The 14508-nt window shown below is 69.1% G+C and carries 17 protein-coding genes; 16 read left to right on the top strand and 1 reads right to left on the bottom strand.

The window, feature by feature from the left end; translation table 11 throughout:
- Positions 1-309: Rid family hydrolase (locus tag BLS74_RS32440; RefSeq protein WP_244504132.1), on the top strand; the 309-nt coding region annotated here is incomplete at its 5' end.
- Positions 310-327: 18 nt separating this feature from the next.
- Here the strand turns inward: BLS74_RS32440 and BLS74_RS32435 are convergent.
- Positions 328-747, bottom strand: a complete 420-nt coding sequence (locus BLS74_RS32435) for a DUF1801 domain-containing protein (protein WP_093111968.1) — start codon at positions 745-747, stop codon at positions 328-330.
- 216 nt (positions 748-963) lie between these two features.
- Here BLS74_RS32435 and BLS74_RS32430 point away from each other — a divergent pair, with 216 nt between their 5' ends.
- The 15 genes from BLS74_RS32430 (at position 964) to BLS74_RS32360 (ending at position 14505) form a co-directional block, all read left to right on the top strand.
- Positions 964-2466 carry a class I adenylate-forming enzyme family protein gene (locus tag BLS74_RS32430; protein ID WP_093111966.1) on the top strand — a complete coding sequence of 501 codons (1503 nt, stop codon included), beginning with the start codon at positions 964-966 and terminating at the stop codon, positions 2464-2466.
- Positions 2463-2882: a PaaI family thioesterase gene (locus BLS74_RS32425; protein WP_093111964.1), complete on the top strand. Its 420-nt coding sequence runs from the start codon at positions 2463-2465 to the stop codon at positions 2880-2882. The genes BLS74_RS32430 and BLS74_RS32425 overlap by 4 nt, the downstream gene beginning before the upstream one ends.
- Before the next feature lie 28 nt (positions 2883-2910).
- Positions 2911-3897: a tripartite tricarboxylate transporter substrate binding protein gene (locus BLS74_RS32420; protein ID WP_093111962.1), complete on the top strand. Its 987-nt coding sequence runs from the start codon at positions 2911-2913 to the stop codon at positions 3895-3897.
- Positions 3898-3902: 5 nt separating this feature from the next.
- Complete coding sequence (locus BLS74_RS32415) at positions 3903-4718, top strand: SDR family oxidoreductase (RefSeq protein ID WP_093111960.1); 816 nt, start codon at positions 3903-3905, stop codon at positions 4716-4718.
- Entirely contained in the window at positions 4715-5149 is a 435-nt protein-coding gene (locus tag BLS74_RS32410) for a PaaI family thioesterase (RefSeq protein WP_093111958.1), read from the top strand. The genes BLS74_RS32415 and BLS74_RS32410 overlap by 4 nt, the downstream gene beginning before the upstream one ends.
- 108 nt (positions 5150-5257) lie before the next feature.
- A complete protein-coding gene (locus BLS74_RS32405; RefSeq protein WP_170855802.1) occupies positions 5258-6445 on the top strand; it encodes a lipid-transfer protein in 1188 nt (395 codons plus the stop codon).
- A complete protein-coding gene (locus tag BLS74_RS32400) occupies positions 6442-6885 on the top strand; it encodes a MaoC family dehydratase N-terminal domain-containing protein (RefSeq protein ID WP_093111954.1) in 444 nt (147 codons plus the stop codon). The genes BLS74_RS32405 and BLS74_RS32400 overlap by 4 nt, the downstream gene beginning before the upstream one ends.
- Before the next feature lie 153 nt (positions 6886-7038).
- Entirely contained in the window at positions 7039-7467 is a 429-nt protein-coding gene (locus tag BLS74_RS32395) for a MaoC family dehydratase (protein ID WP_093111952.1), read from the top strand.
- 22 nt (positions 7468-7489) lie between these two features.
- Positions 7490-8317 (top strand): SDR family NAD(P)-dependent oxidoreductase, encoded by an 828-nt coding sequence (locus BLS74_RS32390; protein WP_093111950.1) that lies wholly within the window; start codon positions 7490-7492, stop codon positions 8315-8317.
- Positions 8317-9471 carry an acyl-CoA dehydrogenase family protein gene (locus tag BLS74_RS32385; protein WP_093111948.1) on the top strand — a complete coding sequence of 385 codons (1155 nt, stop codon included), beginning with the start codon at positions 8317-8319 and terminating at the stop codon, positions 9469-9471. The genes BLS74_RS32390 and BLS74_RS32385 overlap by 1 nt, the downstream gene beginning before the upstream one ends.
- Positions 9468-11141 carry a long-chain-fatty-acid--CoA ligase gene (locus tag BLS74_RS32380; protein WP_244504131.1) on the top strand — a complete coding sequence of 558 codons (1674 nt, stop codon included), beginning with the start codon at positions 9468-9470 and terminating at the stop codon, positions 11139-11141. The genes BLS74_RS32385 and BLS74_RS32380 overlap by 4 nt, the downstream gene beginning before the upstream one ends.
- Positions 11138-11938 carry an enoyl-CoA hydratase/isomerase family protein gene (locus tag BLS74_RS32375; protein WP_093111944.1) on the top strand — a complete coding sequence of 267 codons (801 nt, stop codon included), beginning with the start codon at positions 11138-11140 and terminating at the stop codon, positions 11936-11938. Before BLS74_RS32380 ends, BLS74_RS32375 begins: the two co-directional genes overlap by 4 nt.
- 14 nt (positions 11939-11952) lie before the next feature.
- The gene (locus tag BLS74_RS32370; RefSeq protein ID WP_093111971.1) at positions 11953-12858 is read left to right on the top strand and encodes an SDR family NAD(P)-dependent oxidoreductase; all 906 of its coding nucleotides are present in this window, start codon (positions 11953-11955) and stop codon (positions 12856-12858) included.
- Between the two features lie 8 nt (positions 12859-12866).
- Positions 12867-13271: a Zn-ribbon domain-containing OB-fold protein gene (locus tag BLS74_RS32365; protein ID WP_093111942.1), complete on the top strand. Its 405-nt coding sequence runs from the start codon at positions 12867-12869 to the stop codon at positions 13269-13271.
- 55 nt (positions 13272-13326) lie between these two features.
- Positions 13327-14505 carry a thiolase gene (locus BLS74_RS32360; RefSeq protein ID WP_093111940.1) on the top strand — a complete coding sequence of 393 codons (1179 nt, stop codon included), beginning with the start codon at positions 13327-13329 and terminating at the stop codon, positions 14503-14505.
- Positions 14506-14508: the final 3 nt, after the last annotated feature.

Genomic DNA, 14508 nt, shown 5'->3' with positions numbered 1-14508 from the left:
GTGTACCCTTTCTGTACCTCTGCGGCCGTGCTTCGCACGATCATGAGCGCCCCCAGTCGTCGCGCTCCTGCACGTCATCAATCTAATCGCGCAGACGTGGCTGCAGGCTGCACGTTCGACGACGTGATCGACGTAACCGTCTTCATCGTCGATCCCGAATCGAAGTTCGAAACGATCTGGAAGGTGGTGCCGGAGTATTGGGGCAACGCGCCGCACCCGACGCTGACTGGCGTCGGCGTGACATGGCTCTATGGCTTCCAGTTCGAGATCAAGGTGATCGCGAAGCTTCCAGAGACCAGTGATGGCTGATCTGACCGGCGGAATCCCCTAGGAGTTCGCCTTCTTCGAAGGTTTCGACTTGCCAGAACTGTTGAGGGCGATCGCTTGGCCAACGAGCGCCTTGAAGGCGGACTCGTCAACTTCTTCTCCTTCGTGGATGTCGATCGCGCGGCGTACGTTTCCGTCGAGACTCGAGTTGAAGAGACGGGCCGGATCCATCAGAGACGCGCCCTTGGCGAAGGTGAGCTTCACGACATTCTTGTAGGACTCGCCAGTGCAGATGATGCCGTCGTGCGACCAAATCGGAGTGCCCATCCACTTCCACTCCTCGACGACGTCCGGGTCTGCTTCCTTGATGAGCTTGCGCATTCTGCCGAGGGTTTCCCCGCGCCAGCCCCCGAGTTCGGCGATTCTTTTCGAGATGAGCTCCGATGCCGACCGGCCTTGGCTTGCGCCCGACTTATTCATGCTTTCATCCTAGTTCCAATCGTGGACCGCTCCTGGGCCGGATGCTGCCACAACTCTGGGTGCGCGCGGTCTGGCGAACGTGCGCAGCTCGCTCAATAGCTGTGACTCCCTCCAGCTGAGCGGTTTCGCCAAGCCCTTTGGCGCTTCTCGCCATGGGTCCGGGCCGCGGCCCGTCCTAAGCTTTGCCGCATCGTTCATCAAGCAAGCGGCTCCATCGTGTACCTCACCCAAGGCCTGCATCGCGCGCTGCAGCGCGACCCGGACAAGACCACGCTCACCCACCTGGGCGAGGCTGGTACTCGCCGCCACACGCATGCACAACTGGTGAAGGGCGTGGCCCTGCATGCGGCCGCGCTGGCGAAGCGCGGCATCGGGCGCGGCGACCGCGTGGCGCTGCTTGCGCCCAACAGCGACCGGCTGGTGCGCGCCATCCTCGCCTGCTGGTGGCTGGGCGCCGTCGCCTGCCCGCTGAACATCCGCTGGAGCACACCCGAACTGGCGCACGCGCTGCAGGACAGCGAAACCTCGCTGCTGCTCGTCGACGAAACGCTGCTGGCGCACGCGCCCCAGGGCGGGCCTGCGCTGGTGCCACTGGGCGCACTGGAAGAAGAGGGCGCCAGGCTGGATCCGCTGGCCGACACGCGCACCGGCGGCGACGCGCTCGCCGCCATCCTCTACACCGGCGGGACCACCGGCCGGTCCAAGGGCGTGATGCTGAGTCATGCGAACTTCTGGACCGCATCGATCGCGAGAGCCGCCGAGTTGAACAATGCGCCGGACTCGGTGTCGCTGCTGGTGGCACCACTGTTCCACGTCGCCGGGCTCGGCCGCCTGGTGGGCCAGCTGATCGCCGGCGGCCACTGCGTGACGATGGCGCAGTTCCGTCCCGCTTCGGTGATCGAGGCGATCGCGGAGCACCGCATCGGCGACATCATCGTCGTGCCGACCATGCTGCAGGCGCTGCTCGAGGATCCCTCGTTCGCGCCCGAGCGCGTGCGCAGCCTGAATCGCATCGCCTTCGGTGCGGCGCCGATGCCGCCCGACCTGCTGGATCGCGCCCTGGCCGCCTGGCCGCACGCCGAGTTCTTCCAGGCCTATGGCCTCACCGAAACCGCGGGCGCCGTGTGCATCAACCTGCCGGCGAACCACCGGCCCGAGGCGCGCGCGCTCGGCCGCCTGAACTCGGTCGGCCGCGCCGGTCTCGGCGCCGAGATCATCGTTGCGGACGAGAGCGGCCGCGAGCTGCCGCGTGGCGAAGTGGGCGAGGTGCTGGCGTGCGGGCCGATGATCATGCAGGGCTACTGGCGCAATCCCGAGGCGACGGCCAACGCCTTGCGCGACGGCTGGCTGCACACCGGCGATGCGGGCCGCATGCTGCCCGACGGCCATCTCTTCATCGTCGATCGCCTGAAGGACATGATCATCACCGGCGGCGAGAACGTGTACTGCGCCGAGGTGGAGGCCGCGCTGCGCAACCATCCGCAGGTCCTGCACGCGGCGGTCATCGGCCTGCCGGACGCGCGCTGGGGCGAGGCGGTGCATGCGGCGGTGGTGATGGCCGGCGATGCCGGCGCCAGCGCCGACGAACTCCGCGCCTGGTGCCGCGAGCGCCTGGCCGGCTACAAGTGCCCGCGCGGCATCAGCTTCCTGCGCGAGCTGCCGCTGTCGGCCGCCGGCAAGGTGCTGAAGAACGTGCTGCGCGAGCAGTTGCGCGGATGAAGCCGATCGTGGGCGGGGACCGCCGCAACCTGTTCGGCCGCGTGCCCTTCATGCGGCTGCTGGACGCGCGGCGCGAGTTCGCCGAAGCGGGACGCGCGCGCGTCGTCATCGACGAGCGGCCGGAGCTCGGCAACGTCATCGGCGCGGTGCATGGCGGGGTGCTGGTCACGCTGCTCGACGTGGTCATGGCCAGCGCCGCCGTGTCGCTGTTCGACTTCGCCCGCACGGCGGTCACGCTCAACCTCAACACCAGTTTTCTCGAACCGGGCCGCGGCCGGCTCACGGCCGACGGCGAGGTCGTGCAGCACGACGCCGGCGTGGCCTGGTGCCGCGCCTCGATCACCGATGCCGGCGGGCGCATCGTCGCGCAGGCCCAGGGAACGTTCCGCTACCTGCCGCTGCCGCAGGCTTCCTGAACCGCCAATCCCACACAAAGGAGACACCATGAACATGCTCACCCGCTCCCTGCACAGGCGCTCGGCCCTCGGCGCCTTGTTCGCGCTCGGCGCCGCAGCCGCGGCCGGTCCCGCGCTCGCCGCCGACCCGTTTCCCGCCAAGCCGATCACGCTGGTGATGCCGTTCCCGCCCGGCGGCTCCTTCGACCCGATCTTCCGCCCGTTGGCCGACGCCGCTTCGCGCGAGCTCGGGCAGCCGATCGTGCTGATGCACCGGCCGGGCGCAGGCGGCATCAACGGCCCGGGCTCGGTGGCGGTGATGAACGAATCCGACGGCTACACGCTGGCCGTGATCCACAACTCCGTGATCCGCGCGCCGCTCTTGCACAAGATCAATTGGCATCCGCTGCGCGACTTCACGTACCTCGCCGGCCTGTTCGGCATGGTCACCGGCATCGTCGTCGCCCACGACGCGCCGTGGAAGACGCTGGACGAGCTGCTTGCCGATGCGAAGAAGCGCCCCGGCGCGATCAGCTGGGGCACCGTGGGCGCCACCAGCATCAACCGCATCTACGGCGAGCGGCTCGCGCGCATGAACGGCACCACCTTCAACATGGTTCCCTTCAAGGGCGGCGGCGAAGCCTTCACCGCCGTGGTCGGCCGCCACCTCGACGTCTACGGCGACCCCGGCTTCGGCGCGCAGGTGCAGGGCGGCAAGGTGCGACTCTTGGCCACCTTCACCGCCGAGCGCCTCCCGCGCTATCCCGGCGTGCCGACGGTGAAGGAGCTCGGTTACGACCTCGTCATCGATTCGCCGGTCGGACTCGCCGCGCCGAAGAACCTGGACCCGAAGATCGCTGCCCGCCTGGCCGCTGCCTTCCGCAAGGCCGCTGCCGATCCGGTCTACCAGAGTCAGCTGGAGCAGTTCGACATGCAGCCGAAATGGATCGATGGCGAGGCCTACGCCGCTTATGCGAAGGCGCAGTTCGAGCGCGACACGAAGATGCTGACCGAGCTCGGCTTCAAGCCGGAATGAACGCCATGGATTTTTCCGCCTTCGACTTCAAGGGCCGCCACGTGTTCGCCGCCGGTGGCTCCAGCGGCATCAACTTCGGCATCGCACAGGCCTTCGCGCGCGCCGGTGCGCGCATCACGGTGCTCAGCCGCTCGGACTACAAGGTGGCGACGGCCGCGCAGCAGCTCGAAGCCCTCGGCACCGAGGCGCTCGGCATCCCGGCGGACGTGCGCCAGCCCGAGGCGCTGGAACGTGCCTTCGCGCAGGCGGCTGAGCGTTTCGGCCCGATCGACGTGCTGGTCTCGGGCGCCGCGGGCAACTTCCTCGCGAGCGCGCTCGACATGTCGCCCAACGCCTTCAAGACGGTGGTCGACATCGACCTGCTGGGCAGCTTCAATGTCGCCCGGCTGGCGCACGCGCATCTGCGCCAACCCGGCGCCTGCGTGATCCAGATCTCCGCCGGGCAGGCCTTTATTCCCACGCCCTTCCAGGCCCACGTGTGCGCGGCCAAGGCGGGCGTGGACATGCTGACGCAGGTGTTGGCGCTGGAGTGGGGTCCGCAAGGCATCCGCATCAACTCCATCGTGCCCGGGCCGATCGCGGACACCGAGGGCCTGAAGCGCCTCGCACCCACCGACGAGACGATGGCCGCCATGGCGCAGCGCGTGCCGCTGAAGCGCCTGGGCCGCATCGAGGACATCAGCCGCATGGCCATGCTGCTGGCCAGCGACTGGGGCTCCTACATCACCGGCGCGGTCATTCCGGTCGATGGCGGCCTGGCGTTGACCGGCCCACGCGACTTCACTGCGGCGGCCGCCGCCTCGAAGCGGGAGAAGGCATGAGTCTTCACCTGGCAAGCGCGCAGCGTGAGGAGGGCGACAGGCCGCGCAGCGGCCCGCAGCGCTACGTCCCCTTTTCCGAGCATCTGGGCCTGCGGGTCGAACGCGCCGAGGGCGGCGAATCCGTGGTGTTGGTGGAGCTGCGCCCCGAGCTGCTGAACAACCACGCGAGCGGCCACGGCGGCGTGCTGATGACCCTGCTCGACAGCGCGATGGCGCATGCCGCGCTCTCGCGCATGGCTTACGCGCGCGAGGTCGTCACCGTCGACATGCACATCGCCTTCATGCGGCCCACCAGCGGGCGGCTGCAGGCAGAGGGGCGCGCCACCGGCGGCGGCCGCTCGGTGTGCTTCTGCGAAGCCACCGTCACCGACGCGAGCGGCGAGGTGGCGGCACGCGCCATGGGCACCTTCCGCTACCGCGACCCTGCTTGAGCGTTTCGGCCAATCGTTTTGGGCCGATCGGCGATTGTTGAATTGCACGCGGCGGCCGAGACTTCTCTCCATCGTCACACATCTCATCCAGGAGTTTTCATGACACGTATGCAGCGCCCCGTCCATGTGGTCGGCGTGGGCATGATCCCCTTCACCAAGCCCGGCGCCAGCGACCCGTACACCGTGATGGGTGCGCGCGCCGCGAAGCTCGCACTCGACGACGCCGGCGTCGACTACCAACTGGTGCAGCAGGCCTACGTGGGCTACGTCTACGGCGACTCCACCGCGGGCCAGGCGGCCATCTACGGCGTTGGGCTCACGGGCATCCCGGTCTTCAACCTCAACAACAACTGCTCCACCGGTTCGAGCGCGCTGTTCCTCGCGCGCCAGGCGGTCGAAAGCGGCGTGGTCGAATGCGCCATCGCGCTCGGCTTCGAGCAGATGCAGCCCGGCGCGCTCAAGGGCGCCTACGACGACCGGCCCTCGCCGATGGCGCGCTTCGCCGAGGTGATGACGCAGAAGCAGGGTTTCGTCCCCGAAGCGCCGCGCGCGGCGCAGTTCTTCGGCGGCGCCGGCCGCGACTACATGGCGCAGCACGGCATCCGCCGCGACACCTTCGGCCGCATCTCGGTGAAGGCGCGCCAGCACGCGGCCCGCAATCCGCTGGCGGTGTTCCGCCAGACGCTGACGCTGGACGAGGTGATGGCCGCGCCCCTGGTGTTCGATCCGCTCACCCGTTTCCAGTGCTGCCCGCCCACCTGCGGCGCGGCCGCGGCGATCGTCTGCTCGGCCGAGTTCGCGAAGAAGCACGACTTGGACATGCGCGTCGTGATCGCGGCGCAGGCGATGACCACCGACACGCCATCCACCTTCGAGAGCCAGGACATGCGCAAGCTGGTGGGCTACGACATGAGCGCGGCCGCGGCGAAGCAGGTGTACGAAGCCGCCGGCATCGGCCCCGAGGAACTGGACGTGGTGGAACTGCATGACTGCTTCACCGCCAACGAGCTGATCACCTATGAGGCGCTGGGCCTCACGCCCGAGGGCACGGCGGAGCGCTTCATCGTCGAGGGCGAGAACACCTACGGCGGCCGCGTGGTGACCAACCCGTCCGGCGGCCTGCTCTCAAAGGGCCATCCGCTCGGCGCCACCGGCCTCGCGCAATGCGCGGAGCTGGTGTGGCAGCTGCGCGGCCAGGCCGAGCAGCGCCAGGTGGAAGGCGCGCGGCTCGCACTGCAGCACAACCTGGGACTGGGCGGCGCCTGCGTGGTCACGCTGTACCAGAAAGCGCAATGATCGATCGCCGCCATATCGGCCACACGCTGCCACCTTTCAAGGTGGAAGTGGAAGCGGGCCGCTTGCGCTTCTTCGCCAAGGCCACCGGCCAGACCGATCCCGTCTACATCGACGAAGCCGCGGCCCGCGACGCGGGGCATCCGGGCCTGCCGGTGCCGCCCACCTTCCTCTTCTGCCTGGAGATGGAATCGCCCAACCCGGCCGCCATCCGCGAGCTGCTGGGCATGGACTACCGCAGCCTGCTGCACGGCGAGCAGGGCTTCGGCTACCACGCGATGGCTTATGCAGGCGACACGCTGCGCTTCTCGCAGCGCATCGACGACATCTACGACAAGAAGGGCGGCGCGCTGGAGTTCGTGGTGCGCAAGACGCGTGTGAGCAATCAGCGCGACGAACTGGTGGCGGAACTGCGTTGCGTGACGGTGGTGCGCAATGGCTGACCGGGTTCCGGGGCGGGATCAGGCCGGCGGGGCGCGCTGCTCCGCTCATGTCCCCCGGCGGCCTGCGGCCGCCTCCTCCTTTACTTCGCTCCGCAGCGCGCCCCACCCGCCGCCCTCGGCCCGCCCCCGCACTCAACCCAAGGGCCTTCAGCAATGACGACCCCAACCCTCCCCGCCTGGGACACCCTGCAACCGGGCGACACGCTCCCCGTGCTGGAGCTGCCACCGATCACCCGCCTCGCGCTGGCGCTGTACTGCGGTGCTTCCGGCGACCACAACCCGATCCACGTGGACACCGACTTCGCCACGTCCGCCGGCATGCCGGACGTGTTCGCGCACGGCATGCTGTCGGCCGCATGGCTGGGACGGCTGCTGACGAACTGGGTGCCGCAGTCGGCGATCCGCTCGCTCGATGTGCGCTTCGCCGCCATCACCCATGTGGGCGAGCGCATCCGCTGCACCGGCAGGATCGTCGAGAAGTTCGAACACGGGGGCCGGCGCTGCGTGCGGCTGCACATCGCGACGGCCAACCAGGACGGCATCACGAAATTGAGTGGCGAGGCGCTGGTCGCCTGGCACTGACACAGGAACAAGGAGACAACACATGAACCGCAAACTCGAAGGCAAGGTCGCCATCGTCTCCGGCTCCGGCCGTGGCATCGGACGCGAGATCGCGCTCAAGCTGGCGAGCGAAGGGGCCAGCGTCGTCATCAACGACCTCGACGCCGAACCGGCCGCGCAGACCGTCGCCGACATCGTGGCTGCGGGCGGCAGCGCCACCGCCTGCGCCGGCAGCGTGACGGACAGCGGCTTCGCCGACCGCTTCGTGCGCACCGCCGTCGACAGCTACGGCGGCCTGGACATCATCGTCAACAACGCCGGCTACACCTGGGACAACGTGGTGCAGAAAATGACCGACGAGCAGTGGGAGGCCATGCTCGCCGTGCACCTGACCGCGCCCTTCCGCATCCTGCGCGCGGCCTCCAACTTCATCCGCGATGCCGCCAAGCGCGAGGCCGACGAAGGCCGCGAAGTGTTCCGCAAGGTGGTCAACATTTCCTCCACCTCCGGCGTGTACGGCAACGCCGGCCAGGCCAACTACGCGGCGGCCAAGGCCGGCATCAACGGCCTGACCAAGGCCATGGCCAAGGAATGGGGCCGCTACAAGGTCAACGTCAACAGCGTCGCCTTCGGCCTGATCAAGACCCGCCTGACCGAAGCGGATGCCAGCGCCGGCGCCAGCATCGACATCGAGGGCCGGCAGATCAAGGTGGGCGTCAATCCGCAGATCCTGAAGAACGCGGAAGCCATGATCCCGCTGGGCCGCGGCGGCACGCCGCAGGAAGCGGCCGGCGCGGTCTACCTGTTCTGCATCCCGGAGTCCAACTATCTCAGCGGGCAGGTGCTGGTTTGCGGAGGCGGCCGGCCGTGATGAACCCCACCCGGCCGTGGATGACAGAGGAGCTGGAGATGCTGCGCGACAGCGCGCGCCGCTTCTTCGAGCGTGAATGCGTTCCCAACGAAACACGCTGGCGCGCGCAGCATCACGCCGACCGCGACATTTGGACCAAGGCCGGTGCCGCAGGGCTGCTGTGCGCCAGCATCCCCGAGGAATACGGCGGCGGCGGCGGCAGCTTCCTGCACGAGGCGGTGATCTGCGAGGAGCAGATGCGCGCCATGGCGCAGAGCTTCAGCAACAACGTGCACAGCGGCATCGTCGCCCACTACCTGCTGGCCTACGGCACCGAGGAACAGAAGCGCCGCTGGCTGCCGCGCATGGCCAGCGGCGAACTGGTGGCCGCCATCGCGATGACCGAGCCCGGCGCCGGCACCGACCTGCAGCGCATCAAGACACAGGCGCGGCGCGATGGCGACCATTGGCGCATCAGCGGCAGCAAGACCTTCATCACCAACGGCATGCATGCCGGCCTCGTCTGCGTCGCAGCGAAGACGGATGCCGCGGGCGGCGCCAAGGGCATCTCGCTGCTGATGGTGGAGACCGAAGGCACGGCGGGCTTTCGCCGCGGGCCGCTCTTGGACAAGATGGGCCAGAAGACGCTGGACACCACCGAGCTCTTCTTCGACGACGTGCGCGTGCCCGCCGAGAATCTGCTCGGCGCCGAGGAGGGCCGCGGCTTCCCGCAGCTGATGGCGCAGCTGCCGCGCGAGCGCATGCTGATCGCCGTCGGTGCGGTGGCGAGCATGCAGCGCGCGATCGGCGAGACGCTGGAATACGTGCGCGACCGCCAGGTGTTCGGCGAACCACTGCTGAAGATGCAGAACACCCGCTTCACGCTGGCCGAGTGCGAGACGCAGGCGCAGGTGGCGCGCGCCTTCGTCGACGACTGCATCGCTCGCCTGATGCGCAACGAGTTGGACGTGCCGACCGCAGCGATGGCCAAGTGGTGGACCACCGACGCCTGCTGCCGCATCGTCGACGAATGCCTGCAGCTGCACGGCGGCTACGGCTTCATGAACGAATACCCGATCGCGCGGCTCTATGCCGACGTGCGCGTCGGCCGCATCTATGGCGGCGCCAACGAGGTGATGAAGGAGATCATCGCCCGGGCCATGGAGAAGCAATGATGGCCCAGGGCGAAGGTCCGCATTTCCGCTTCTGGCCCAAAGGCGTCGCGCGCGAGCTGGTCGTGCCGCAGGCGACGCTGCCGGAGTACCTCGAGGTCGCGGCGCGGCGCTATCCGGAGAAGGCCGCGATCGTCTACTGCGGCAGCGTCATCCGCTATGCCGAGCTCCAGCGACGCGTGGCTGCGATGGCAGCCTGGCTGTGCGACACGCTCGAGCTGCAGCGCGGCGACCGCGTGCTGGTGGCCAGCCAGAACTGCCCGCAGTTCGTGGTCGCCTGCTACGCGATCCTGCGCGCGGGCGGCGTCGTGGTGCCCGTGAATCCCATGAGCAAGGCCCGGGAGGTCCGCTACTACGCCGAGAACAGCGGCGCGCGCATCGCGTTCGTGGCGCAGGAGCTGCTGGAGCACTTCGAGCCGGGCTTGTTCGACCGGATCGTCGTGCACGCGTACGCCGAGGCCGTGGGGGACACCCCCGACGAGATCCCGGACTGGGTGCTTGCTCCGCTGCGTCCGATCTCGCGCCCGGATTGCGAAGGCTGGGCTTTCGTGCCGGCCGCCGGCGATGGCGCCGACGCGGGTGTTCGCCCCACGGACCTCGCCATCCTGCCCTACACCTCGGGCACCACCGGCCATCCCAAGGGGTGCATGCACACCCATCGAACGGTGATCGCCTCGCTGGCCGCCTCGCACGTCTGGAAGGGCCTGCATTGCGAGACGGTGGTGCTCGCGGTCGCACCACTGTTCCACATGCTCGGCCTGCAGAACGGCATGAACATGCCGATCTTCCTGGGCGGCACCTCGGTGATGCTCCCACGCTGGAATCCGGCCCTGGCCGCCCGTCTGATCGAGCGCCACCGCGTCAGCGCGTGGACGGCCCCGCCGGCGATGATCCTGGACTTCTTCTCGAATCCCGAGGTGGCGCAGCGCGACATCTCCAGCCTGACCCTGCTCTCCGGCGGCGCTGCGGCGATGCCGGAAGCGGTGGCGACGATGATGCAGCAGCGCCACGGCATCACCTACAACGAGGGCTACGGCCTGACCGAGACCGCCTCCTTCCTGCAGGCCAACCCGCTCGCGCGCGGCAAGCGCCAGTGCCTGGGCATCCCGGCGCAGGGGGTGGACACCCGCATCGTGGACCCCGAGACGCTGAAGGAACTTCCGCAGGGCGAGGTGGGCGAGCTGGTCACCCACGCGCCGCAGAACACGGTCGGCTACTGGCGCAACCCGCAGGCCGACCGCGAAGCCTTCTTCGAGCTGGAGGGCAAGCGCTTCTTCCGTACCGGCGACCTGGCGTACATGGACGAGGAAGGCTACTTCTTCATGCGCGACCGCCTCAAACGGATGATCAACACCTCGGGCTACAAGGTCTGGCCGGCCGAGGTGGAGAACATGATGTACGAGCACCCGGCGATTCACGAGGCCTGCATCATCGGCGTGCCCGACGCCAGGCAGGGCGAGGCGGTGAAGGCGATCGTCTCGCTCAAGCCCGCCTTCCGCGGCGAGGTGACCGAGCAGGACATCGTCGATTGGGCACGCGCCCGCATGGCGGTCTACAAGGCGCCCCGTCTCGTGGAATTCGTGGACGCCTTGCCCAAGTCGGGCACCGGCAAGATCCTCTGGCGCGAGCTGCAGGAGCAGCATCGCGCCGCGGCAAGGAAGGAATCCGAATGAGCGACAACCCCGTTCGCTACGAACGCCGCGGCACCACGGCCGTGGTGACCCTCGACGACGCCGCCACTCGCAACTCGCTCACCCCCGACCTGAAGGAGGGCCTGGCGGCCGCCATCGCGCGGGTCAAGGCGGACAGCGGCATCCGCGCCGTGGTGATCACCGGCGCCAACGGCGCCTTCTGCGCGGGCGGCGACCTGCGCGGCATCGCCGCCGCCGGCGCGCTCGAAAGCGACGGCTTGCGAGCCCGCATGCACGGCGCGCACGCGATCTTCCGCGAGCTGCTGTCCCTGGACCGCCCCGTCATCGCCGCGGTGGACGGTGCGGCCTACGGTGCCGGCTTCAGCCTGGCGCTGGCGGCGGACTTCGTGCTGGTGACGCCGCGTGCCCGCTTCTGCATGGTCTTCATGCGGGTCGGGGTCATCCCGGACTGCGGCGCCACCTACACGCTGCCGCGCATCGTCGGCGCGCAGCGCGCCCGCGAGCTGTTCCTCTCGGCCAGGGAATTGGACGCGCGGGAGGCGCTGGCGCTCGGCATCGCCATGGAGCAGCACGAGCAGGCCGCGCTGCTGCCGCGGGCGCTGGCCCTGGCGGACAGCTTTGCCAGCGCCTCGCCGCTGGCCGTGGGCCTGGTCAAGCGCATCGCGCTCGACGCGGGCGCCATGGAAGCCGCCTTCGAGGCCGAGGCCGACGGCCAGGCGCTGTGCTTCCAGACCACGCTGCATCGTAAGGCCCTGCAGCGATTTTTCGACAAGGAGCCGCCGGCCTTCCAGTGGCCGGCGCGCACGGACAAGGAGTGAAACGCATGAACAGGATGGTGGAGAACAAGGTCGTCGTGGTCACCGGTGCCGGCGGCGGCATCGGCCGCGACATCGCGCTGGCCATGGCACGCGAAGGCGCCCGGGTGGTGGTCAACGACATCGGCGCCTCGGTGGGCGGCGAGGGCCAGGACGCGGCCCCGGCGCAGGCCGTGGTCAACGAGATCAAGGCCTTCGGCGGCCAGGCGGTGGCCAACACCGACAGCGTGTCGGAGCCGGCCGCCGCGGCACGCATCGTCGGCACGGCGGTGGAGGCCTTCGGCCGCATCGATGTCGTCGTCAACAACGCCGGCATCCTGCGCGACCGCTTCTTCCACAAGATGAGCGCGGAAGAGTGGGATGCGGTCATCAAGGTGCACCTGTACGGCAGCTTCTATGTGAGCCGGGCTGCGGCCACGCACTTCAAGGAGCAGGAGGGCGGCTGCTACGTGCACATGACCTCCACCTCCGGGCTGGTCGGCAACTTCGGCCAGGCCAACTACAGCGCGGCGAAGCTCGGCATTGCCGCGCTGTCGAAGTCCATCGCGCTCGACATGCAGAAGTTCCATGTGCGCTCCAACTGCATCTCGCCCTTTGCCTGGAGCCGGATGATCGGCTCCATCCCGACCGAGACGCCCGAGGAGCAGGCGCGCGTCGATCGCCTGAAGCAGATGACGCCCGCCAAGATCGCGCCGCTGGCCGTCTGCCTGGCCAGCGACGCCGCCAAGGATGTCAACGGCCAGATCTTCGCCGTTCGCAACAACGAGATCTTCCTCATGAGCCAGCCGCGGCCGGTGCGCTCGGTGCACCGCAGCGAGGGCTGGACCCCGCAGACGGTGGCCAGCCAGGCGTTGCCGGCGCTGAAGGCGAGCTTCTACGAGCTGGAGCGTTCGGCCGACGTGTTCAGCTGGGACCCGATCTGAGGACGAGCATGACGACACCGACCATCGAAGAAGGCGCCGGCAGCGTGCAGGCCTTCCACCAGGACGAACTGGACGCCGGCCGCTTCCGCGTGCAGCGCTGCAGCGAGTGCAGCCGCCATGTGTACTACCCGCGCGCGAGCTGCCCGCACTGCGGCAGCGCGGCGCTGGAATGGAAGATGCCCAGCGGCCTCGGCACCGTGCATGCCGTCACCACCGTGCGGCGCAAACCCGCGGATGGAGGCGACCTCAACGTCAGCCTGATCGATCTCGACGAAGGCGTGCGGCTCATGAGCCGCGTGGACAACCTTGCGCCCGAAGCGGTGCGCATCGGCCAGCGCGTCAGGGCGCGGGTGCAGGTGAAGGACGGCCGCGGGCTGGTGCTGTTCGATGCCATCGAAGGAGCCGCTGCATGAGCCGCCGGGCCGCTCCCAAGGCGAATACCGCAGCGCGTAGCGCGGAGGTTGTCGAATGAGCGCCGGACTCAAAGCCCTGCGCGGCAGCGCCGCGATCGCCGGCGTCGCCACCTTCGGCTGCGGCGAGACGCCCGGCTTCACCGACATGGAACTGCTGGCGCGCTCGGCACGCGCGGCCGTGGCGGATGCGGGTCTCGCAATGAGCGATATCGACGGCCTGTGCACCGCGAGCGCATCGGCCGCGATGTGGGCCCTGCCGGTGGTCGAATACCTCGGCCTCAACCCGCGCTACATCGACGGCACCATGCTGGGCGGCAGCAGCTTCATCGCGCACCTGCTGCCTGCGATGCAGGCGATCCGCTCCGGCCAGTGCAGCGCGGTGCTCATCTGCTATGGCAGCGCCCAGCGCAGCGCCGCCTTCGGCCGGCGCGAGATCGTGGCGGCACGCCGCTTCCTCGACCCGCAGCCCTACGAGCATCCCTACGAGCCGATGCTGCCGGTGTCGGCCTATGCGCTGGCCGCCTCGCGCCACATGCACGAGTTCGGCACCACGCGCGAGCAGCTCGCCGACGTGGCCGTGGCGGCGCGTGCGTGGGCCCGGCTCAACCCCGAGGCCTTCATGCGCGAGCCGCTCACGCGCGAGGAGGTGCTGGGCGCCCGCATGGTGTCGGATCCGCTGACCGTGCGCGACTGCTGCCTGGTCACCGACGGCGGCGGCGCCTGCGTGCTGGTGAGCGCCGAGCGCGCGCGCGACCTGTCGAAGAAGCCGGTCTACGTGCTGGGCAATGCGACCGCGGTGTGGAACCGGCAGATCTCCTCGATGGCGGATCTCACCGTCACCGCGGCCAGCCAGTCGGGCCGCGAGGCCTTCGCGATGGCGGGGCTCGCGCCCAAGAACATCGACGTCGTGCAGCTCTACGACGCCTTCACCATCAACACGCTGCTGTTCCTCGAAGACCTGGGCTTCTGTTCGAAGGGCGAGGGCGGCCGCTTCGTTGCCGGCGGCGCCATCGCGCCGGGCGGCCGGCTGCCGGTCAACACCAACGGCGGCGGCCTGTCCTGCGTGCACCCCGGCATGTACGGCATCTTCGCGTTGATCGAGGCCGTGCGGCAGCTGCGCGGCGAATGCGGCGAGCGCCAGGTGAAGAACGCGCACACCGCCATCGCCCATGGCAACGGCGGCATGTTGTCCAGCCAGGCCACCGCCGTTCTCGGCACGGCCGAAGCGCTCTGAGGA

It is taken from the genome of Variovorax sp. CF079 (genome assembly GCF_900101545.1).
In the GTDB taxonomy this organism is placed as follows: Bacteria; Pseudomonadota; Gammaproteobacteria; order Burkholderiales; family Burkholderiaceae_C; genus Variovorax.
The sequence above is the reverse complement of the archived record's forward strand: the minus strand, read 5'-3'. Positions and strand labels throughout refer to the sequence as shown.